Below are 21,849 nucleotides of genomic sequence, written 5' to 3' on the forward strand. Positions count from 1 at the left end.
ATTTTCAAACTAGAATTAAAACAACATTTGTTTTATGCCTTCAGAAATTGTGGTTTGCGGATACCAGTCTAGGTTTTTAAAAGTTTTTATAGGATTAAAATAAAAAGATTTTCCTGTTTCCTCTCCAATAAATACAATATCACATTCAATGTGCTTTTTTATTTCCTGAGCAATTTCTTCATTTGAAACTGAAATTCCTGTGGCTCCCAAATAAATGTTATTACTTTGGTTTAGAGAACATGCAAAACATAGACTTACTGCATCATCAATATATATGTAATCTTGTTTTCTTTCTCCTTTTCCGAATAAAGTTATTTTTTTGATATTTCTTGCAGCATCAATTATCTGCGGTATAAATGACTTATTTGCAATTCCTGGACCGTAAATATATGCCAACCTTACAATTGCAAAATGTTTCATGGCGCTTACAATAAATTCTCCAGATAATTTTGAAAGCGCATATAAGCCTGGATTATTAAAAACAGAATCCTCAGTTATAATTTCATCTGTAATACCATACACATTAGTACTTGATATATATATCATTTTTGAATTAGTAAACTTTAATGAATACTGATACAAATCATCATTTAGTTGTAACATTTCATGATGAGATAGCGCATAATTTCCTGGCAGATAGTATATATAATCTGGTTGAATTTCTGATTCAAAAAGTTGAGCCTTTGTATAAATAGTAGCTAACTTATTTATTTTATTGAAACTTGAATTATAAATTGCAACAACGTCATAGTTTTGAGATAAAAGTTTATCCACTAAAGCACTTCCTAGAAAACCATTTGCTCCAACAACTACGGCTGTTTTCATTATCTATTTTTTTAGACTAAAATTATAAAATTCAGGTTTCAAATTTTCGAATTTTCCTTCATTCTTTAGAGTATTGAATTCTTTTTCGTCCACAAAAACATCTGACCAAGTCCTTAAAACTAAACCGTTTTTGAGTAATGGTTTCTTAATTTCAGTTCCAAAAAGATAATATTTCAACAACTCTTCTACTTCATTAAACCCGAAGAAATGTCTTAAAGGAGTTGTTCCGCTGAAACGTCCATTAATTTCAAAAATAACAGGCTTACCATTTGAAATTCGGAACTGAAAATTTACTGGACCATCAGCATTTAATTTTTCAGCAATTGGAATAATAAACGAATCGTACTTTGAAGTTTCGCCATCTAGGTAAGCTCTGTAGGTATTACCATCTCTTAAATCTCGTTTCATTGTAACTATGGCTTTACACTTCCCTTCCACAACAATACAACCAGAGGTAAACTCTCCTTCTGATTCAGATAAAAACTGTTGGACCACCAAATTACTTTCTGGATGATAAATAGCCATTAATTCTTCGTGGGTTTCTATCTTCATAATTCCTAAAGATCGAGCACCATCGAATGGTTTTGCAAATAATGGAAACCCTAACTTTTCTTCAATTTCCAAGAGTTTGTTTTTGTCGTTTGCCATTACAGAAAATGGGTATGGAAAATTATTTTCCTCTAGAAAAGCTGAAGTTAAAAATTTATTATTCGCAATAGTAATAACTTCTTCACTACTTACCACAACTTTACAATTGTATTTCTGTAAAAAAACATCTTTATGTTTGGCAAAAAAAGGAAGTTCAACATCGGTACCTACCAAAATAGCATCAATTTTATATTGCACGATAATTTCCTCTATTACCTTGCCGTAATTTTCTTCATTTATTTTAGGAACGGTTAAAGCATAATCTCCCAACCAATGTCCCGAAGATCTTGGGTCAGGATCGGCAGTAAATATTTTTTTTGGAAAGTCTGAAACTTGTAGTAACCTTAATATACCTTGCCCTAATAATGCGCCAGCTCCTGTAACTAATACATTTTTAATCATAATTTTTTATTTTTTTCATTATAATATTCTGTAAATGCTGGCATACTTACGTGTCCTTCATTATTACTAATTCCTTCTCTTATAAGCACTTTTTTTATTGTCATAAAAAGTATTTTAAAATCTAATAAAATTGAAAAATGATCTACATACCAAACATCGTATTCAAATTTTTCATCCCATGAAATTGTGTTTCGCCCATTGACCTGAGCCCAACCTGTAATTCCTGGTTTAACTTCATGACGCCTGTTTTCAAAATCACTATATATTTCTAAATAACTAGGAAGTAGTGGTCTTGGACCAATTAAACTCATATCACCTTTTATAACATTTAGTAATTGAGGTATTTCATCTAAAGAAGTTTTTCGCACAAATGACCCCACTCTTGTAAGTCTTTCAGCATCTGAAAGCAAATTACCCTCTTTATCTTTCTTATCGTTCATCGTTTTAAACTTAACGATTTTAAATATCTTACCATTTTTACCAGGACGCAATTGAAAGAAAAAAGGTTTCCCATTATTAGCTATAAACAATAAAAAAGTCACTACTAAAAAAACAGGTGATACTATTATAAAGCCAAGAAATGCTGCACTAAAATCGAAAATTGGTTTAACTATTGATTTATACATTAAATTCTGAATTATTTTTCATTTGGCAAATATAGTTCGTCTTTAAAGTCTTGGGTCAAAAGTACGATATTCTGAAAGAATGGCATCCCAAACAACCTTTTGTTCGTATCTAGAAACAATCATTGCTCGTGAATTCGTTTTCATTTTTGTAGTTAATAAAGTATTTGATAAGATTTTTTTCATGGCTTCAAAAATAGCTAAGTCGTTTTTTACCGGAATTATAAATCCATTCTCTTTTTCTATTATTATTTCATTGCAACCGTTAATATCTGAAACTATGCATGGCAAATTCATGGCTCCCGCCTGCATCACAACATTAGGAAAACCTTCCCGATAACTAGGAAAAACAAGTGTGTCAGATATAGCAAAATAAGGTCTAACATCATTTTTAAAACCTACGGCAAATATTGAGTCATTTGTATTTATTCTATCGACTGTTGCGCTTGACAGTGGGTCTAAATCATTTTCATAATCCCCAACTAAAAGTAACTTTATTTTAGCATTTTCTTTTTGCAACAGCACGAAAGCAAGAACCATTTCATTAATTCCTTTATCACGAACTAAACGGCCCACAAAAATAAAAACAAAATCGTCTGGAAGAATTCCTAATTCGTTTTTTAGATTCAAATTTTGATTTGCAGAAAACAATTCAGAATTAAAATAAGAAGTATCAATTCCGTTAGAACTTCCGTTGGCTAAAACTTTTAATTTACTTGATTTACAAAAATTATTTTCAATTATAATTTCTTTTAATCCAAAAGAGTTAGGATAAACACGATTTGCACATGCATACGTAAATTTCTCTACTACATCTAGTATTTTCCTTTTTGCGCCCCTAGCCTCTAACAATGGTAATCCTGCAACTGTATGCAAACGATATGGAACTCCTGCTAATTTAGAGGCTAACATTCCTACAATTCCAGCTTTTGGAGTATGTGAGTGAACAATTAGAGGCTTTGTTTTTTTTAAGAATAAAAATAACTTTACTACAGCAATTATGTCTTGTATTGGTGTTATTTTTCGAGTCATTTCAAGATGAAAAACAGGTACATCTAGATTTTTTCCTAATTTTTCTAAATTATCTTTTTCTGCTGCAACAGCAATTACATCATAAAACGAACTCATAAAACGTAATTGTCCTGAAAGTAATTTTTCTAAAGAAATGGGAACAGTTGTAATACGAATAATCTTTTCTCTATTCATGATATTTAAGTGCTTTGAATTGCAAACCCCTTCTTGATGATAAAAAGCAATGCAATTATTGTAAAAGGCTGAAACATCATTTTAGTCCTCATAAAAATACCTAAATTAGCATATCGCTCCACATAAAGTATTCCACAAACTAGAGTAAACACTAAAATCCACTTTAACCATTCTGTAAAGATTATTCTATTTCTAAATCTTACTATAAAGTACAAACCAATACTATGAATACTAAGAACAAAAACATTTTCTAGACTTGAAAAAAGAGATAAAATTGAATTTGCATCATAAAATAACGGTCTGAAATAAAAAGAGAACATCTTATAAAACCAATTATAGTCAAGCATTGGCACATAAGAACCCGAATAACGAAAGGATTGTATTGAATACTCATTAAAATAAGTAATACGTTGCCAATCCCAATATCGAATATGGGTCATTTGAAAAACAATATATAGAAGAACAACTAATAGCAAACTGCATATTGTTGTAAAGAACAAACGATTTTTAATCAATATTTTTTTATTAAAAAAATAAACTAGACTCCATGATAAAAGTAACATCAATGCTACATGTGGACGAATAATAAGTATGAGTAAAGCGCCTATAACAAAACTAAATGATTTATACACTTTTATTGTAAATGCATAGAATACAGATGCTAAACCAAAGAAAACTAAAGGTTCTTTTCCTATTCCAGACGTCCAGAAATGTAGGTTTGGCAACACATAGAATACTGGAATTATGTTATATCCTTGAACAAATAACTTTGTTCCTAAGACAATGTGAATCCATTTTATGTAAATAAGAACTCCGCAAAAGCCAACTATACCGTAAAGTACAAATCCAAACCAAAAAGGAAAACCTAATTTTATAAACGGATAATTAATAAAGATAACAAATGAAGTTCCGAATTTAGCAAATGACATCCAAGAATATTTATCTATATCAAAAGTTAAACCCCAATATAATAAAGCGTCAGACTTGCCTCTAATGTCTCGGATTAGGTATGCAAAATATATAAAAAAACAATGGTAAATAAACAGAATTGTTATCCATTGTTTTTGAAATAAAGGTAGTAAAGTGGTAAAGTATTTTTTATTCAAACTTGTAAATTAAAATAATTTATTGTTTTAAAATTAGGATATTCCAAGTTGGAACTCTTCCATTGTTTTGCTTTCCATTCCAAAATTATCTTTACAATAGGTATATACTTCTATAATTGCTTTTAATGTTTTAATGGCTCCTTCAGGGTCTATACCAAAATTATGAGGATGCCACCACAAATGATATACTTCTTCATTTTTTGCAGCATGAATAATCTCATTTTTGATACGGTTTAATCGCAAAGCGTTTATCAATTCTATTTTATGCTGTGGTCTTAAAAATCGACTTGAAGGCTGACATAACGGATCTTTATTATTTAAAATCTCTTTCTCGTATGACTTTGTTCCTAAAGAAAAGTAAGCATCGGCAGTTCTAAAAACTTTAGTTGCCATTGTTTGTGGAGTCATTGTATTCCAATACCAAAAATTAGGATTGGAACGAACTGAACTTAACCCTTTTTCAGCACAACATGCTAAATAGGATTCATTAAATTGGTTTCTAGGAAATACTAGAGATTTAAGATTTATGTTGAATTTAGCAGCCATTTTAATTGCCGTATCAATATCATTTGCAAATTGATCTTCATTTTGCCCTGATTCTAAACAATAATAATGAGAATATGTATGAGTCCCTATTTCTTGACCTTTAGCTTGTTGAATCTCTTTAATTAAGTTTGGAGCGAAAAAAAATCGATCTAAACCTGATTTTTTATGCAATGCTCCATAATTATAAGCATCTAACTTAGAATTATGATAAGTTGGCTTGTTTTTAGGTTGATTTGATTCCCACTCTTCCCAATTATCATTAAAAAGCATACCTACAGTAGCCCAAGTGGCCTTTACTTCTTTCTTTTCGAAACTCTCAATAATTTTAGGGATTACATGTAATGTATTGTCAAAATATTCTTTTTTATTATCTATATCTTCATGATCAAAGACACCCCAAATAAGTTCAAAATCAAGAGAAATAACTAGCGTTCCATTTTTCATTTTAATATTATTAAACTGTGGTAACCGATTCAATATTTTTCTGCTTCATTTTTTCCAAATACTTCCATTTTTCTAAACCGAGAAAATAATAAATTACAAAAAACCCAAAATACATTACCATTGATTTTTGTCTCATTATTATACCTAAATTAGACATCACAAAAGTTAAAGCGAATGACGATAATAAAAAAACAATAGCAGACATTTTAACCATATAAGGTGCTTTTAATATAAAACGTACAAAACGCATATTGATAATTTTTGCAAATAATAATAAATAAATTAAATTTTCTATTGAACTAAATTGTCCAACTATCCCAGGTGAATCTATAAATAAGGGTCGAAACCAGAACGTAAACAATTTTAAGGGTAAGGGATAATTAGACATTGAAACTCCTGAATCTGCTGATGACTTTAATTTTGCAGCTGTTGCTCCTGTAAACTCTTCAAAATCTTCTACTACATTTTCAGAATTTTCTAATTTAGCGACTGCTAAAATAGAACTACTTGCAGCGGCTAAAAAACCTATTGAGGCAACTATTACAAGTAGTTTAATACCAATACTGGTCTTTCCTTTGCCAAACAATATTCCAACCATTACACCAACCAAAACAAAAAGCATAACGTGAGGACGAACCATGTAAATAAAAAAACCTCCAATAATTAATGTAAATATTCTTTTTTGAGGAAACTTAATAGCATAAGTAAAAAGCATTAAACCCATAAAAATCATTGATCCTTTTCCTATTGATGCTGTCCAAAAATGCATATTTGGTAAAAAAAGCAAAAGTGTTAGCAAATCAAATCGTCCAAAAACTTTTACATCAATCGGTATGTTTTCTTTAAAATAGACGTAGGCATAAACAAAACCAATATAACCCATCCATGAAAATATAAATGATACTGATAAAAAAGAAAGGCCTATGTTTACTAATGGAGCGGCAAAAAAACTTATGAAAACGGTTCCAGATCTAAATTGACTCCCCCAACTTTCCCCCATATTCAAAGCATCAAAATAATATTCGTAGGAGTCTGATCTATTTGCTAACCCATATATAAAATAAATTACAAAAAAAGCTACATGAAACCAATATAATTTGTTTACTAAGCCTTTATTAAAAAAAGAATGCTTTTTTGCCAAACTATTCAGCAAAATATAATTCACTGCCAAGATGAAAATAAAAACTATGAGAAAATCAATATCTATCATCTAAAATAATTCTAAGTCTCCCAAACTATATTTCCAATTATTAATATCTAAAGCTTTATTTATAAACAAAGTATCTTTTGTAAGTGACTTAAATGTCAATTTTGGTCCGAACTTACCAAAAAATCTAAAAGGAAATAAATCTTTATTTGACAAAGTAGTAATCCAACATCTATTTTGAATTGCATAATCTATGATGGCATTTTGTATCACCTTTTTATGTATGCTCTCATTGGAGCTAATAACCTCAACTACTCTTAATTCTTTAAAAAATCGGCGTTTTTTAATGTACATTGCCACATACGAATCATTAGTAGATACTACTTTATATTTTTGCATAGGATTCTCTTCAAAACGCCACTTCAAATATGTGGCAGACTTTGGTGTAAAGATGCTTTTTTTTTCTGATAAATCATTATTATGAACTTTACAAAGTTCATCTAATTTTTCATTTTGAATTTGGTTTGAATATAGCATTTTTTTTCTAAGAAAAGATAGAAAAATATACAGTATTGTTGGTACAATTGCAATTGGTAATGAATCAACTACAACCCAACCCATTTTTAGATATCCTGGACGGCTTTTGTCATTAGGTGTATTAAAAACAAAAGTTTCTTGATTTTCTTGAACATCATCTAAAGCTTTTAAAGTCAACTTCTTAAAAACCCCTTTTCCTTGAAAATCTGGATGAGTTGCAGTATCAACTGCTCTATAGGCAACCCAAACATCATTACCTAATTGCCAATTCCATTTCATTAAGGCCCTAACTCCTACAAACTTTTCATCATCGGTAGCTACCAAGACATGTGACGAACCAAACGGATTGTCAGCATGCTTGAAATTCCAAATAGTTGAAGATTTTCCTACAACACTTTCTCCTAAACTCAATTTTAGTAATTCAACAATATTGGGAATATCATTTATAGACGCTTGTTTTACTATCATATTTTATTAGAGAGATATAAAGTTTCTAATTCTTGAACCATTGCTCCTAAACTAAATGAAGTCTCTACTCTGCTTCTAGCCTTAGATTGCAAATGAGCCATTTTTGCAGGATTTGCTGCTAACTCTTCGATTGAAGTCGAAAGCTCTTTCCAATCATCAACATCAACCATAAGACCATCTATTTCATGGCGGAGTACTTCTTTGATTCCTCCCGCATTTGTCGAAACTATTGCGCAGTTCATACTCATTGCTTCAAGTAAAGCTATTGGTAGACCCTCAAAAGAAGAGCACATCATAAAAATGTCCATCGCTTCATAATAAGGTTTGACCTGAGCTTGTAAACCCGCAAAAAACACTTTCGATTCTAAATTTAGCTCTGTATGTTTGGCTCTTATTTCATTTTCCAAAACTCCTGCACCAATTACAATTCCATAAATATTTGGATTTTTTTCTATTGCAGTATGCATAATTTCCATCCATTTATCCAAACGTTTTTGAAAACGAAAAACAGCAGTTGTTCCTACAACTATTGCATTTTCAGGAATACCAAATTGTTTTCTGATAGTGATTCGTTCCTCTCCATTCAATCGCACAAAACTTTTTGTATTTACTCCATTGAGAACTGTTTTGCAGGCTAACTTGGGTTGGATATTTTTTTGTATAGATTGAGTAACATCATTAGAAACTCCAATAGCAAGAGTTTGAAAATTAAATGTCCATTTATTAATGTACTTGGTTATAAAATGATACCGTTCCTGAAGATTATGCTCCGTATAAATAACTGGTATTTTAGTTATACTATGAACCAATCTACTCAAGAAGCCAGCCCAAGGTAAATGAGCATGAATAAGCTGTATTTTATGTTCCTTACAATATTTTATAATATTCGAAAAATGTAATATTAATTGAACATTATTTTTAGCAGAAAAGCAAGTCACTTTTCCACCTGCATTTTCAATACTTTCAACTAATTGATTTTTCCACGGTAAAAAATAGATGTAATGGAATTCAAATTGCTCCTGATTATGTTGCTTTAATGTCTCTGGCAATAGCATTTCAGCTCCACCACGACCAAGTGATTTGATTATATGAAGTACTTTAATTTTTTCCATTACTAATTTTTAGATAGGTCTTTTCAAATTGTTGAGCAATGTAATCATTGCTGAAATGTTCTTCAACTAAGTTATAAGCTTTATTAGTAATAGCATTAGTATTTAAATCAATCGCGTTTTTCATTAATGATGCAAATTCCCTTTCGTCTCCTTTTTCAGCTAAGAATCCAGTTTCATTAGATTGTATAATTTCCGAAATACCTCCTACATTATTCGCAACTACTATTGTCTTACAAAACATTGCTTCCAAAAGCACTCCAGGTAAACCTTCAATGATGCTTGGAAGCACTAGCACATCCGCTTTAGCAATATAATCAAGAGGATTAGCAACCCATCCATAAAAAATAACCGAAGATTGTAAGCCATCCAAAGTTACTAAATTCTCCATTTCTTGTCTTAAAGGACCGTCTCCAAAAAGATGTAAGTTGGCATCGGGTTGTTCTTTTAAAAATAATTTCCAAATATTGAGTAATCCTTTGTGATTCTTTTCAAAAGTAAAACCGCCAACATGAATAATATTAAAGGAACTATTTTCAGCTTCTTTCCAATCAACTTTATGAATAATCTGATTCTCTACTCCTATAGGAATTACCGTTGTTTTATTTTTGGTAGCTGGAAATAATTGATTCAAATCTTTTTTGGAATATTCAGAAACCGAAATAATTGCATCTGTCTTAGAATAAAGAAATTCATTAATCTTCCTTGTACTATTTGATTTAATGTAACCGCTAACTGTACTTGCATTTCTAGCTACAATTGAAGATTTCCAACCAAATATTAGCTTAGACAAAACCGCAAATTTTAATGTATCTCCAGCATTACACTGAACTAAATCGGGTTTGTATTCTTTAACTAATTGTGCTAATTTTTTCCAACCCGAAATGTCAAACCAACGCTTCGATAAAGGTCTATTCAAATGAATAATTTCGCCTGAAAAAGGCAAATCGCAAACTCCTTCAAACAAACTAATTAGCACCACTCTATGTCCTAATTTTTGTAATTTTTCAGAAAGCTGGGCTGCAAAAATCTCCGCGCCTCTTTTCTGTGGTTTTTGTATCAGTTGAAAGACAATCATTTTTGAATCAATTTTTGGTACAAATCATACATTTTTTGGTGTACCGATTCAATTTGAAAATTGTCCTTAAAAACTTCTTTACTTTTTTTAGCAAATTGACTTCGTAAATCTGCTTGAGTGACTAATTTCTCTATTGCCTCAGCCAATTGAACTGAATTGTTTAATTCAAATGTTAATGCATTTTCATTCGCTTTTACTACTTCAAGCATCATCGATAAGTGTGTGCAAATAATTGGCAAACCAGAAGCCTCAGCTTCTATTAAAACACCAGGAAGTCCCTCAAATCTAGATGGAAAAACAAAAACATCGGACATTTTTAAAAGTGCAGGAATATCTGTTCTGTGTCCTAAAAAAGAAATAAAAGAACTTATGTTTTTATCTTGAACTTGTTTTTGTAACGATGAAGTTGCTTTACCTTCTCTTCCCACAACTAGTAGATGGATTTTGTCCCGAACATCTTTTTGTAGAATCGCAATAGCATCAAAAAGAACATCTTGACCTTTCTGATATTCCTGACGTGCCACATTAATCAATATCAATTTATTTTCAGGAATTCCAAAATCAGATTTAGATAATGAAGCTACTTCATAATTTTCTCCTCTTCTTCCTCTATGAACTACTGTCATTTTTTTAGGAGAAATTCCGAGAGCTTTCTGATAATGTTCTGCTACAGAAAATCCATTTGGATGAAAATGATCAGTACCAAAAATACTGGTTATTCTATCCAACCATCTATAAAACTCTAATTTATATTTTGTAACACCGGGTTCATTCAAACGATTAGAACTGTAGGTGTGATTGACTAAACTTTCTATATGAACGAATGAACTGTCAAATACTCTGATGGTGCGAACCAATAAATTCGAATTAAAGAGCACCGAATGAACTATATCTGGTTTAAAATCGGCGATGCTATTTTGTAATGCTTTTCTTTTTGCTTTGAATCCTAATTGCGGTAGCGTTTGAATCAAGTTGTTGTCTAATCCAAAAGCATTGGGTTGGTATTCTGGACGCATTTCTTTTGTTTTGCAAATAAGAATAGCTACACCTTTATCTTTTAAATAACTAAATAATTCTAAGGTAGAGAACTCTGCTCCACCCGTAAAAAAAGAATCAATGACTAATAGTATTCGCATATTTATGTTTTCCTTACCAATTGTTGGCTATCGATAAATTGCCAACCATCAGCTTGATTAAAAGTATGTGTTGCTAAATTTTCTTTTCTCCAATTAGGGAAAATGGTATCTACCAGACATTCTTCATATTTGAATTCATCTAAATGTAAAATCTCATACATCTGGATGGCATAACCGTATTTAGGCGCTCCTAATTGAGCCGGTCGAAATGTTCTTCCGTTTTTTGTAACTATTTTTCCTGCTGAACGACCACCTCTAACATCAATTTTTATTGGACTTGCAGGGTGTTCTTTCCACGAGCCTAAAGGTCCATCTTCTAAAATGTAAAGTTGTAATAAATCATTTGGAGTTAATGTAGCTTTGGAACGTTCTGAAGCAAAACAATACCACTTCCCATTGTGCTCAAATGGAGTAGCATCGTACATTTTTTTGTTTTCAACAACTGTCTTTTCTTGCGTCCAATTGTAAGGAAATGATGTTGATTTATATAGGATTACATTACCTGAATCACCAGTTTCAGGCATCATATACCATACGTTTTCATACTCAAAAACAAAAGGATACGACAAATGAAACGATTCTTGTATCACTGTTTTTGGGCTTTGAAAACGTTTCTCTTCCTTTGAATATTTAAAACAAACTATTTTGCCCAAGCCTTTACCAATTATTTCTTCTGCGAACAACCATAATTCATTATTGTGATAAACTGGAAATGGATCCGCCCAACTTATACCTTTAGGAGGAATTAAATTTTGAAATCGATATAAAGACTCCTCAGAATTATTTGTTTTAGAATGACTAATAATCCATTGTTCTTCATAAAAAAGATTTTCGAATGTTCGTTTCAGGATTCGAATTCCAAAATGAAAAATAATACTTAATGATTTTTTATTATCTGGATTTTTAAAAAGTGGATTACTGTAAAAATCGAATGGCTGTTTTTCAGGTATTAATTCTCCCTTAGACAAACGAATCAACTTTTCTTCAAAAAGGCGAACTCCAATCTCGAATAAGTTAACTTGATTTCTATGAAAAGAGAGTAAATCGGTTTTGGTAAAAGCTCTACCAATGACTTTTCCTCCATCTAAATCTTCTGTTATTTGTTGCAGTGTAACACCAGAGATAGGCTCTTGTTGCACTACTTCCCAAAAACCTGGAGGACCTCCACGGTTTACTTCATTATCTCCGTGATGCAAAGACCAAATTCCAAATTTAGGCATTGATAAAATGGGGCCTCTTAAAATCCTAAAACCAAATCGTAAAATTAAATCGGGTTGTTTTTCTCTCAAAAAAGCAACACAATCGTCATCCAACCAATCACTAAATTGTTTCTGAATAGGTGTAGTTGGATAAATAGTAGTATCTAAATTTAAAGTTACTGTTTGAAACGGATTACTTTTAGCTTTAAAGAACTTGCTATCTAAATAGCGTAATCCTCTATATAAAAATGAAGAATTAGAATGTTTTTTTCCTTCATTTACAATAACTCCACTTACAATAAAATGGGGTGATTTAGAGACAAAAGTAACAATATCCGCGACCCATTTTTTTACCTGTTGTCCGTCGTTTAGAATAATTACTTTTATTGGTTGATTCATTGAAATTGGTAAATTATGCTTTACTTGTAATATTCTTTAAACCATTTGATAAACTTAGGAATCCCAAGCTCCAATGGCGTAGTTGCTTTATAACCTAATTTCTCTATTTCGCTTGTATTGGAGTAGGTAGTAACTACATCTCCTTTTTGTGGAGGCATAAAATCGTATTGAAATGGAGTTCCCAATTCTCGTTCCAATAAATGTATAAAATCCATGAGAGCAACAGGACTACCCTTTCCAATGTTTAAAATTTGATACTTTTTATCATTTAACTCACTTTGAGAGACTAAAACAATCCCTTGAATTATATCATCAATATAAGTAAAATCTCGACTTTGTTCGCCATTATTAAAAACCTTGATGGGTTTATGGTCCATACCTGCTTTAGCAAATAATACTGGTGCCATATCTGGTCTACCCCATGGTCCGTAAACTGTAAAAAATCTTAAGCCTGTTATTTTCAATTGATATAAATCAGCATAGGCATGAGCCATTACTTCATTGCTTTTCTTGGTAGCAGCATAAAAACTTACGGGTAAATCGGTATTTTGATTTTCAGAAAACGGAATAGCATCTGTATTACCATAAACGGATGAACTTGAAGCAAAAACAAGGTGGTTTACTGGAAAATTTCTGCAGGCCTCCAATATATTATAAAAACCAATGATGTTACTGTCGATGTAATCTCTTGGATTAGTAATGGAATACCTCACTCCTGCTTGAGCTGCAAGATGAACTACTATATCAAATTTTTGAGTTGCAAATAAAGAATTCAAATTTCCAGCATCTTGAATATCTAATAAAACAAATTGAATATTGTTATTTCCAGAGACTTTTTTATTGTATTCCAAATCATCACGATTAATTCCCAATTGATTCAATCGAGCATATTTCAAGTCCGTTTCATAATATGCATTGATATTATCTAAACCTGTTACTTCATGTCCTAAAGAAGCAAATTTTGATACAGCATGCATGCCAATGAACCCTGCTGCTCCCGTTATTAGTATTTTCATGAGTTGTTTGTAATTACTTTTTGTAAGTTTCAGGCAGTATATCTGCCCATTTTTGAGTAAAACAAGTCAGAAATGGATTTGGAAAAATTTTTTAACCTTTGCTTTCCTTGATTTATTCCAAATTTAAAACTGATAATCTGTTTTATCGCGTAGTATAGGAAAAAAATTATCGAAGCCGAAACCAATCTGTTTTTGCTATAAATATACAATCCGTTTCTAATGGAATAATATTCTCTAACAAGAGCATTATCAGATTTAACCTTTAGAGTCTTATTTGGAACGGCTACCCTATTCCACCGCAAACGATGTTGATAATAAAACGGTCTATCTACCAATAAACTATATCCGATTTTTTTAATTTTCAAATCAAAATCCAGTTCTTCCATGCCAAAGAACAACTTGTCATCAGGAAAAATTTGATGTTTCCTAATCATTTCACCATTTACAATTTTTGACATTCCTCCTGCAATGGTATCTACTTTTAAAACTCCCTCTGATTGTAACAATTCATTTGGAACTCTTTTTACAAAACCTGTATATCGATTAAAATATTGTCCAACTACACCCACACATCCACACTTTTCATCAGATAGAGCTGTATGTAAAAGTATTTTAAAAGTATCTTCAAAAATAGGAGCATCATCATCGTCTCCCCAATATATCCAATCAAAACCTTCTTTACTTAACAGTTCTAACCCTACTTTGGCTGCACCGGCTGGACCTGAATTTTTTCCTACTTTATGATACACCAAGATTGGATTTCCCAATCTCTTTATCATTAATTCTGTCGTATTTGTTACACTATTGTCAACAATGAGTAATTTTTCAGGAGCAATAGATTGTGACAGTATTTTTTGTATGGTTTGTTCTAAAATATCGGCCCGTTCATAAGTCATTAAAAAACCTGCAAACTTTATATTTGATAGTTCTTTATTTACCATCATTCAACCATTTAATTGCATCAAAATAGTTACGGTAAATCCATCTGTATTTGAATGCATCACCAACAAATCCATTTTTTTCAAACTCTTTTAAATGAATAAAATTGGCTAAACCCCCATACTTTTTTGAAACAAATATCACTTTATTTTTTAATGGTAATTTTTCAAATTCTATTAAATCGTTTGGATCTATAAGGTAAGCGTCTGAAAATTTAAAAAATAAGTTATTATAATTCAATCGCGTTTTTCTATAATTCCATTTTGTCATTGCATCTTCGTTGTCTTTTGAATGCAAAAAATGAACTTCTATATCACCTAACTTACCTATAGGATAATGCTTTCCCGAATTCATTATTGATTGATTGGCTACTTCATACTTTGAAACGGATATAAATTCTAAATCTTTTTCAATATAGGTTTTTAAATCTTGTACCAATTTCAAAAAGCAAGACGAATAAAAAAAGAGATTTACCGTAGGCGAAGTATAAGAAACACCAACATCTGTATATACTCTACCTCCCCAACAATCATCAGAAATAATAGAAAAATTCTTATTTTTCAATCGAATTTTAGCTAATCTTTGATGCAGCTGCTCTCGTGAATAATTGAAGATTTTCTTTAACATTATTGAAATTTTAAAGTGTCTGGTCGTAACGTTTTTCCTTTTTTACCTATCAAACCATGATAAATTCCGATCAGTCTGAACTTTATTCTTGTGAATCTATCGGGTGCTGAAAATGACCCGAAAAGGTATTTCATTTGCATCAAAACATAATGAATCATCATATTCCAAGAAAAATATTGACGAAGAATTATCATGTGATTTCTGGAATGATAATACCCTCTCCAAAGTGTCGCTTTAGAAAATTTCTGAGAACCTAGGTGCAAACGATTCACATGATTATTTTTCATTACTCCTATCTTAAACCCTGCTTTTTTAATTCGAAGACAATATTCATAATCCTCGCACATCATAAAGAAGTCAGGATTTGGAGCACCAACTTTCTCTGCTACTCCTTTTCTAACCAAAGCATTATCTATTAAAATATAGTCTACCGTTTGTACTTCTTCTTGAGGTTCAATAGTTACTTTTGTTGTGGTAGTCATCTTGAAACCTGACAATCCAAGCATATCATATTCATAGGATGAAATACCTTTAACTAAAAGCTCAAGTGCATCTGGAATTGGATAACTGTCATCATCCATCATCCAAAAATAATCCGTTTCGAAATCACTAAGTCCCCATATAATTCCTGTTTCTAAACCAGCTGCATATCCTCCATTCTCACTTCTCATGCGAAATTGAATCCTAGGGTCTGCCGATTTCCTTTTTGACAAAACGTCTAAGGTATCGTCTGTACTACAATTATCAATAATAATGATGCTTTCTAAAGGATAGGTTTGTTTTTGCAAACAATCTATTGCTTCGCTTACAACTTTACTTCTGTTGTAAGTTACCATTACTACTGTAATTTTAAGAGATTTCATTTTTTTGTTTTTTTATTTCAATTATTTCCCAATTAAAGGACAACCTTCAATGATCTATGCTTTGTTTACAGAATATTTAATTGCTCTAAACAATGATTTTATATGTTTTGGATTGCTAAAATATCCTTTCCAAATCAAATTTCTACCTTCTTTTTTTCTACCCAACTGCATACAATTTACTCCAGCTATTTGATAGACTAATTGTGCCCATCTTTTGTTTTTTTTGAATAAATTTTGATGTTTACTTAAAACATAATAGGTGAATTCAATTTGATTTTCTTTCTTTTTATCAGTATTACTTGTGAGGTCGTTATCATAAAAAAAATTAAACTTTGAAATATATGAAAATATACCTTTTCGTTCTTCTAGCCTCCATTTTAGTTCCGTATTTTCGCCAAATTTCAGATTGGGGTCGTATTTCCCTACTTCTAAAAACAAATCTTTTTTTACGGCAAAGTTTCCAGATAATAAATCTTGATCTTCATTTTCTGAAATATTATTAATAAGTGTTTTACATCTTACAATATCAGCATTTGATTTCTGAATTTCATTATAAAAATCGATTAACCATGTTTCGCTAACATAATCATCGCTATCTAAAAAAGCTATATAAATTCCTGTTGACTTTTCAGAACCTAAATTTCTTGCAGTACAAACACCTTGATTTTCTTGTAAGTAATATTTTATTCTAAAATCTTTTAAAAAAACTTGAACAATTTCTTTAGTATTATCATTACTCCCATCGTCTACAATAATCAATTCCCAATCTGAAAAACTTTGATTTAAAATAGAATTTAAAGCCCTAGTTAAAATCTCGGCTCTATTGTATGTTGGTATAATAACTGAAAAAAAAGGCATTTATAAATATTTTAAGACTTGAATGAATTATTTTTTAAGTAACTCAGATAACAAATTTACAATAAAATCATTTTTTTCTTTTGCATTTGGGGTAGAATACCAATTAGATATATTTACAAAATGTACCCAATTATCAATTTTTTCATAATAATCAGTTTGCACATTACTAACTTTTGAGTCTCTAAATTTCACAGCACTATAAGTGGCTAATTGACCTGGATAAAGAGTTTTACTCATAAAAACATCCCACAATCCTCCTCCTGTATCTAAATATGAACCTTTTTGAAAAGATTTCGGATTAAAATTAAATCGATAAACATTGACCCTGGACAATAAATCAGATTTCAAAAAATAAAATCCAGCCCATAATGACCAATAAGGATATTCTGAAGTTACTTCTTCATTATATCCATTTGGTAAATAAGAATGAATGACCCTACCGTAAATATTGTTTTTCATTCTATTTAATATTGAATACGGTTCTGTTGGAAAAATATCATGGTCTAAAAATCCAAAATAGAGATTGTTTCGTTTTTTTACAATATTTTTATAAACCCAATGCATAGCTGCAGCATGAGATTTATTTCGAAAATACATATTTATAGGTATACTAACATAATAAACATTATGCGATTTGCATAAATCACTAATTCGCTTTCTAACTTTTAAATCATTAGAATTATCGGCAACAATATAGCTAAACTTATCTGTTATATTTTTCCTTAATAATTGTATTTGGAATTCAATCATTAAAGGATTATTGAATGCTATTGTAACTAAATCTATATCAGAGTTATTTCTATCTAAAAAAAGAATGTCTTTTGACTGATCGTCTGAGGTTTTATTTAAAAATATAAAATACTTAACTTTACTAATTAAATCAAGAAAAAATCTATAAATCAGTTTTAGTTTTTTTATCATTTTCACAAGTTTTATTGAAAAAAATTAAATTATAGCCTTGAGTTTACGAAAATGTTTGTAGGCTGGTATTGCATTATTATAGAAGGATATCATTTTCGCTTTCAGGATAATTTCACCGAGTTTATCTTCAGAGGCTAACATTTTTTGGCTAAATAACATTCTTATTTTATAGTTCAAATACAATAGAGTAGCAAATGATGTTTGTTTAAACCAATTAATTAAGTATTGTGACTCTCGCATATTTTTATTTATAAATAAGCAGCTATATGGTAGCAACTGCCCTGTTCCAGAAGCAATTCCTTGTTTTAATCTTAGATAATATTCCCAATTCATTCTTCCTTTAGGCATAGCATGTGTGAATATTAATCGATGATCATACCAAATTTGGTACCCTGCTAACTGAATTAAATAACACCATTCCACATCTTCTCCAGACACTAAATTATTTCCTGTCCTTCCAGACAAACCCGATTTAAAGCCTTTCTCTAAAAACTGAAGCAATACTGATTTCCTGAAAAATGCACCAGCGCCATAAAGCTCTGCCGGATATTCTGAAATAAGACCATCATTTATCGCTTGTGGACCAACAGCAAAACTATGCCCATATTTATCAAACCATTCAGGTTTCTTATTTTCAAAAACTGGAGTACCACAACCACCCAATGCACCAATAATTGGATTCATTTTCATCAAATCATAACCAATTTGCATATAGTTTATATCAAGTGTATTATCGTCATCACAGTATAACAAAACATCATATTTAGAAGCTCTAAGCCCGCATAATCTCGCCTTAATAAGTCCAGGTTCTGCTTCATGAAGAATTCTAAAGTCAATAGTTGAATCACTTAATAATGATGATGTAAATGCCGCAGTACCATCAATCGAAGCATTGTCAACAACCAACAACTCCCATGAAAATGTAGCTTTTAATTTCAAAATAGCTAAAAGTGTCTCTTCTAGTTTTTGTTTGCCGTTATATGTACAAATAATAATACTGATTCCGTTCATTGCGGTGATGTATTTTCAGAAACTTATTTTATAAACTTTTTTACAGCTTTTTTTATTTTGTTTTTTAAAGACATCGGTTTCTTTTGAACCCCATAACCAAAATTGAGCTTTGGTGAGCAAACGGTTAATTTTTCAAATCCGTTTTGAAACAACAAATCCTTATATTCATTAAAAATCCCAACTAATTCCGGTCTCTTTTCAAATCTATATTCAGGATCATCATTGTTTCTTCCTGTAAAGTTTACACTTCCAGGCTTAAATCCGCTGAAGTGGAAAAAAATCAATTCCTCTGATGTATCATTGACAAAATATTTCCCTTTTGATTCAACTAATTTTCTTTCCGATAAATTCCACCACGCCATATTTAATCCTTTGTGACTTGCTATGTGCAAACCTTTAAAGTAAAGCACCGCTATGTCTACCCATTTTTGATCGACAAATATTCCTCTTGGTTTATCAATCAAACAATGATTTCGTAATCTTTTTTTCCACCAATCTACAAACTGAAGTCCTTCATCGCTATACTTTACACCTATAAAACCGAGATTGAATAAACCATGTCTAAGAGAAGCTAATTCCCCTAAATCAACTTCATTGGGCATTTCGGTTAAATTAGGTGTCAATACAATATCGTTGGCATCTAACAAATTATTTAAATGATTGATATTTGAATACAATTTAATATCTGGATCTATATAATATACTTTAGTTCCTTCACCATGTTTATTTAAAAGATATTGTAAATAATAAGGTTTTACAGCTGTATTAAATTCAATTATATTGTATTTTGATAACATGTCTTCAAAACAATCGTAGCCTATTTGATCGTATTTAATAACCTCAAAACCACTGTAGTCAATGGCTGCATCAAATTGATCTACTAAGCCTATAATAAACTCTGTTTCTGGCGAATATTGTTTTACAGAATCCCCCAATGTTTTGGCATGAGCCAGGTAATTATTAGAGCAAAGAGTAAATATTATTGTTTTCATTTTGTTAATTTTTGAATTGAAAATTTAATTTTAAGCTATTTAAATTGGACTATTTTCTAATTACTTTTTTAATTAAAGCATTTATTTTATACTTTAACCTTTGTATTAAATTGGGCTTGTATTTTTGATATAAATGAGCATATTTTACTTTTCTTTCTTGTAGAAAAGGTTCTGTAATTGATTTTCCAGTAGAAATTCCTCCAGCATTAAAAACGGCAACAATAGTATTTATAAAAGTAAATTTAGACTGTAAACGGCAAGCAATATTAAAATCCCAATCTGATGAAATAGGATATTTTAAATCATATTCAAGTTGGTTTTTTAGTATAAAACTTTTTCTGTAAAACATACTTTGATGGCAAATATTGGACTTCAACAATTTTTGAAAGGAAAACTCTCCGTTATAAACCTGACCGTCAGTTGCCCAACCTGTATTTCCCTTTATCAATACATTGCCATAAAGCACATTATTTTTCATTTTATTTAGTGTTTTAGATAGCGTTTGTAAAACATCATTATTGTATAAATAATCATCGCTACCTATAAAATACAACCATTCGCCTTGAGCATAATGAATACCTTTATTCATTGCATCATAGACTCCCTTATCTTTCTCACTATAAATTTTAATGCGATTGTCGTTTAATTCCTCAACAATTTTTATTGTATTGTCAGTAGATAATCCATCAACTATAAGAATTTCAAAACCTTCATAACTTTGTTTTAAAATACTTTCTAAGGCTATTAAAATAGTATTTTCTGAATTAAAAACGGGTATGATTATTGAAAATGTAGTCATTTAAAAAAATTGAAAATTGTAAAGTTTGTATACTGAGTTGTTTTTTTTACTAATAATTAAATTAAAAACTGAAATAAATATAGAATATTGCATTTTAAATACTTAAAACAGGAGTTAAATAAATTAATAATTTAAAAGTAGTTCGTTGAATATTAACGACGATTTTCATTAAAACCATTTGTATTTTAAGTTGAACTAGGAGAAAAATAAAATGATTGTTTAAATTTTCTAAGCTAATATTTACGCATTATTCTTATAAATAATCTGAAAAGTTTTTTTAAAAGAAACCTCTGTATCCTATATTTTTTTTCGCCACGATACATAAATGCAGGATAGGGTTCAAACATATAATGCCTAACACCTGAATTCCATACATTCTGGAACTTTCCCGACAATTGTAAAACCCACATTTCACAAAAATACCTCCATTTATAATAATCATTGTCAGGAATAATTAGGTAAGGATTTGGCAATAATTTGATATAAGAAGATTTACTCCACCAGAAATTACCACTGTAATGCGGTGGTGGTCCAGAACGAAACCATTTTTCGGGCTGATTTAACTGATTTTTATAGTCGCCTTTAAAATTAACGCCAGTACAGTCATATTCTTTTAAATCATTAATTCGATCCTGCCATTTTTCAACATTAAAGTATGTTAGATATGAAACCCAATTTTCTATAACTTTATTGTTAATATGAGTTACCCCTTTTGTATGAAGATACAATACATAAAAATCATGTTTTTTTGCATCTGACCATAATTCATGTAAGCCAGGGAATTCACAATGATTTATTGATGGTTGTGCATGTATTATTCGAATTTTACCCAAAACATCATTGTAATCAAAATTCAGCAAGTTTTTATCACCATTAACCACCAATATAATTAAATCACAAGCTTCATATAGTCCGCTAGCATTAATCTTGTTAAGCAATCTAAAGAGGAT

General features: G+C 30.5%; 22 protein-coding genes. All 22 read right to left on the reverse strand.

Annotated elements, in window-relative coordinates:
• Positions 1-15: 15 nt before the first annotated feature.
• The 22 genes from ACFQ0S_RS03690 to ACFQ0S_RS03795 all read right to left on the reverse strand — a co-directional run bounded on the left by ACFQ0S_RS03690 (position 16) and on the right by ACFQ0S_RS03795 (position 21,837).
• The gene (locus ACFQ0S_RS03690; RefSeq protein ID WP_379754019.1) at positions 16-825 is read right to left on the reverse strand and encodes an NAD-dependent epimerase/dehydratase family protein; all 810 of its coding nucleotides are present in this window, start codon (positions 823-825) and stop codon (positions 16-18) included.
• A 3-nt stretch (positions 826-828) separates the two neighbouring features.
• Entirely contained in the window at positions 829-1,875 is a 1,047-nt protein-coding gene (locus ACFQ0S_RS03695; protein WP_379754022.1) for an ATP-grasp domain-containing protein, read from the reverse strand.
• Positions 1,872-2,501: a sugar transferase gene (locus ACFQ0S_RS03700; protein ID WP_379754025.1), complete on the reverse strand. Its 630-nt coding sequence runs from the start codon at positions 2,499-2,501 to the stop codon at positions 1,872-1,874. Before ACFQ0S_RS03700 ends, ACFQ0S_RS03695 begins: the two co-directional genes overlap by 4 nt.
• A gap of 42 nt (positions 2,502-2,543) precedes the next feature.
• Positions 2,544-3,704, reverse strand: a complete 1,161-nt coding sequence (locus tag ACFQ0S_RS03705; RefSeq protein ID WP_379754028.1) for a glycosyltransferase family 4 protein — start codon at positions 3,702-3,704, stop codon at positions 2,544-2,546.
• A 5-nt stretch (positions 3,705-3,709) separates the two neighbouring features.
• Entirely contained in the window at positions 3,710-4,633 is a 924-nt protein-coding gene (locus ACFQ0S_RS03710) for a hypothetical protein (protein WP_379754031.1), read from the reverse strand.
• 210 nt (positions 4,634-4,843) lie between these two features.
• Positions 4,844-5,800, reverse strand: coding sequence for a polysaccharide deacetylase family protein (locus ACFQ0S_RS03715; RefSeq protein ID WP_379754034.1), 957 nt, complete (start codon positions 5,798-5,800; stop codon positions 4,844-4,846).
• A 10-nt stretch (positions 5,801-5,810) separates the two neighbouring features.
• The gene (locus tag ACFQ0S_RS03720; protein WP_379754037.1) at positions 5,811-7,010 is read right to left on the reverse strand and encodes a hypothetical protein; all 1,200 of its coding nucleotides are present in this window, start codon (positions 7,008-7,010) and stop codon (positions 5,811-5,813) included.
• Positions 7,011-7,952, reverse strand: a complete 942-nt coding sequence (locus ACFQ0S_RS03725) for a GNAT family N-acetyltransferase (protein WP_379754040.1) — start codon at positions 7,950-7,952, stop codon at positions 7,011-7,013. It lies immediately after the preceding gene.
• Complete coding sequence (locus tag ACFQ0S_RS03730) at positions 7,949-9,064, reverse strand: glycosyltransferase (protein WP_379754043.1); 1,116 nt, start codon at positions 9,062-9,064, stop codon at positions 7,949-7,951. The genes ACFQ0S_RS03725 and ACFQ0S_RS03730 overlap by 4 nt, the downstream gene beginning before the upstream one ends.
• Positions 9,051-10,139: a glycosyltransferase gene (locus tag ACFQ0S_RS03735; protein ID WP_379754046.1), complete on the reverse strand. Its 1,089-nt coding sequence runs from the start codon at positions 10,137-10,139 to the stop codon at positions 9,051-9,053. Before ACFQ0S_RS03735 ends, ACFQ0S_RS03730 begins: the two co-directional genes overlap by 14 nt.
• Positions 10,136-11,275, reverse strand: coding sequence for a glycosyltransferase family 4 protein (locus ACFQ0S_RS03740; protein ID WP_379754049.1), 1,140 nt, complete (start codon positions 11,273-11,275; stop codon positions 10,136-10,138). Before ACFQ0S_RS03740 ends, ACFQ0S_RS03735 begins: the two co-directional genes overlap by 4 nt.
• Before the next feature lie 2 nt (positions 11,276-11,277).
• Positions 11,278-12,873: a glucosamine inositolphosphorylceramide transferase family protein gene (locus ACFQ0S_RS03745; protein ID WP_379754052.1), complete on the reverse strand. Its 1,596-nt coding sequence runs from the start codon at positions 12,871-12,873 to the stop codon at positions 11,278-11,280.
• A gap of 20 nt (positions 12,874-12,893) precedes the next feature.
• The gene (locus tag ACFQ0S_RS03750) at positions 12,894-13,889 is read right to left on the reverse strand and encodes an NAD-dependent epimerase/dehydratase family protein (RefSeq protein WP_379754054.1); all 996 of its coding nucleotides are present in this window, start codon (positions 13,887-13,889) and stop codon (positions 12,894-12,896) included.
• 29 nt (positions 13,890-13,918) lie between these two features.
• Positions 13,919-14,830, reverse strand: a complete 912-nt coding sequence (locus ACFQ0S_RS03755; RefSeq protein ID WP_379754057.1) for a glycosyltransferase — start codon at positions 14,828-14,830, stop codon at positions 13,919-13,921.
• A complete protein-coding gene (locus ACFQ0S_RS03760) occupies positions 14,820-15,455 on the reverse strand; it encodes a DUF1919 domain-containing protein (RefSeq protein ID WP_379754060.1) in 636 nt (211 codons plus the stop codon). Before ACFQ0S_RS03760 ends, ACFQ0S_RS03755 begins: the two co-directional genes overlap by 11 nt.
• On the reverse strand, positions 15,455-16,318 hold the full coding sequence (locus ACFQ0S_RS03765; protein ID WP_379754063.1) for a glycosyltransferase: 864 nt from the start codon (positions 16,316-16,318) through the stop codon (positions 15,455-15,457). Before ACFQ0S_RS03765 ends, ACFQ0S_RS03760 begins: the two co-directional genes overlap by 1 nt.
• A gap of 54 nt (positions 16,319-16,372) precedes the next feature.
• Complete coding sequence (locus ACFQ0S_RS03770) at positions 16,373-17,176, reverse strand: glycosyltransferase family 2 protein (protein WP_379754066.1); 804 nt, start codon at positions 17,174-17,176, stop codon at positions 16,373-16,375.
• 27 nt (positions 17,177-17,203) lie between these two features.
• The gene (locus ACFQ0S_RS03775) at positions 17,204-18,097 is read right to left on the reverse strand and encodes a hypothetical protein (RefSeq protein WP_379754069.1); all 894 of its coding nucleotides are present in this window, start codon (positions 18,095-18,097) and stop codon (positions 17,204-17,206) included.
• Positions 18,098-18,121: 24 nt separating this feature from the next.
• Entirely contained in the window at positions 18,122-19,108 is a 987-nt protein-coding gene (locus ACFQ0S_RS03780) for a glycosyltransferase (RefSeq protein ID WP_379754072.1), read from the reverse strand.
• 23 nt (positions 19,109-19,131) lie between these two features.
• Positions 19,132-20,100 (reverse strand): hypothetical protein, encoded by a 969-nt coding sequence (locus tag ACFQ0S_RS03785; protein WP_379754075.1) that lies wholly within the window; start codon positions 20,098-20,100, stop codon positions 19,132-19,134.
• 49 nt (positions 20,101-20,149) lie between these two features.
• Positions 20,150-20,899, reverse strand: coding sequence for a glycosyltransferase family 2 protein (locus ACFQ0S_RS03790; RefSeq protein WP_379754078.1), 750 nt, complete (start codon positions 20,897-20,899; stop codon positions 20,150-20,152).
• Positions 20,900-21,132: 233 nt separating this feature from the next.
• Positions 21,133-21,837 carry a hypothetical protein gene (locus ACFQ0S_RS03795; protein WP_379754081.1) on the reverse strand — a complete coding sequence of 235 codons (705 nt, stop codon included), beginning with the start codon at positions 21,835-21,837 and terminating at the stop codon, positions 21,133-21,135.
• Between the last annotated feature and the right edge of the window lie 12 nt (positions 21,838-21,849).

Source organism: Flavobacterium myungsuense (assembly GCF_042677265.1).
Lineage (GTDB): Bacteria > Bacteroidota > Bacteroidia > Flavobacteriales > Flavobacteriaceae > Flavobacterium > Flavobacterium myungsuense.

Excerpts from the sequence above, each read along its gene's own strand:
- ACFQ0S_RS03690 (WP_379754019.1), bottom strand. The coding sequence starts at position 825 with ATGAAAACAGCCGTAGTTGTTGGAGCAAATGGTTTTCTAGGAAGTGCT.
- ACFQ0S_RS03695 (WP_379754022.1), bottom strand. The coding sequence starts at position 1,875 with ATGATTAAAAATGTATTAGTTACAGGAGCTGGCGCATTATTAGGGCAA.
- ACFQ0S_RS03700 (WP_379754025.1), bottom strand. The coding sequence starts at position 2,501 with ATGTATAAATCAATAGTTAAACCAATTTTCGATTTTAGTGCAGCATTT.
- ACFQ0S_RS03705 (WP_379754028.1), bottom strand. The coding sequence starts at position 3,704 with ATGAATAGAGAAAAGATTATTCGTATTACAACTGTTCCCATTTCTTTA.
- ACFQ0S_RS03710 (WP_379754031.1), bottom strand. The coding sequence starts at position 4,633 with ATGTCATTTGCTAAATTCGGAACTTCATTTGTTATCTTTATTAATTAT.
- ACFQ0S_RS03715 (WP_379754034.1), bottom strand. The coding sequence starts at position 5,800 with ATGAAAAATGGAACGCTAGTTATTTCTCTTGATTTTGAACTTATTTGG.
- ACFQ0S_RS03720 (WP_379754037.1), bottom strand. The coding sequence starts at position 7,010 with ATGATAGATATTGATTTTCTCATAGTTTTTATTTTCATCTTGGCAGTG.
- ACFQ0S_RS03725 (WP_379754040.1), bottom strand. The coding sequence starts at position 7,952 with ATGATAGTAAAACAAGCGTCTATAAATGATATTCCCAATATTGTTGAA.
- ACFQ0S_RS03730 (WP_379754043.1), bottom strand. The coding sequence starts at position 9,064 with ATGGAAAAAATTAAAGTACTTCATATAATCAAATCACTTGGTCGTGGT.
- ACFQ0S_RS03735 (WP_379754046.1), bottom strand. The coding sequence starts at position 10,139 with ATGATTGTCTTTCAACTGATACAAAAACCACAGAAAAGAGGCGCGGAG.
- ACFQ0S_RS03740 (WP_379754049.1), bottom strand. The coding sequence starts at position 11,275 with ATGCGAATACTATTAGTCATTGATTCTTTTTTTACGGGTGGAGCAGAG.
- ACFQ0S_RS03745 (WP_379754052.1), bottom strand. The coding sequence starts at position 12,873 with ATGAATCAACCAATAAAAGTAATTATTCTAAACGACGGACAACAGGTA.
- ACFQ0S_RS03750 (WP_379754054.1), bottom strand. The coding sequence starts at position 13,889 with ATGAAAATACTAATAACGGGAGCAGCAGGGTTCATTGGCATGCATGCT.
- ACFQ0S_RS03755 (WP_379754057.1), bottom strand. The coding sequence starts at position 14,830 with ATGGTAAATAAAGAACTATCAAATATAAAGTTTGCAGGTTTTTTAATG.
- ACFQ0S_RS03760 (WP_379754060.1), bottom strand. The coding sequence starts at position 15,455 with ATGTTAAAGAAAATCTTCAATTATTCACGAGAGCAGCTGCATCAAAGA.
- ACFQ0S_RS03765 (WP_379754063.1), bottom strand. The coding sequence starts at position 16,318 with ATGAAATCTCTTAAAATTACAGTAGTAATGGTAACTTACAACAGAAGT.
- ACFQ0S_RS03770 (WP_379754066.1), bottom strand. The coding sequence starts at position 17,176 with ATGCCTTTTTTTTCAGTTATTATACCAACATACAATAGAGCCGAGATT.
- ACFQ0S_RS03775 (WP_379754069.1), bottom strand. The coding sequence starts at position 18,097 with ATGATAAAAAAACTAAAACTGATTTATAGATTTTTTCTTGATTTAATT.
- ACFQ0S_RS03780 (WP_379754072.1), bottom strand. The coding sequence starts at position 19,108 with ATGAACGGAATCAGTATTATTATTTGTACATATAACGGCAAACAAAAA.
- ACFQ0S_RS03785 (WP_379754075.1), bottom strand. The coding sequence starts at position 20,100 with ATGAAAACAATAATATTTACTCTTTGCTCTAATAATTACCTGGCTCAT.
- ACFQ0S_RS03790 (WP_379754078.1), bottom strand. The coding sequence starts at position 20,899 with ATGACTACATTTTCAATAATCATACCCGTTTTTAATTCAGAAAATACT.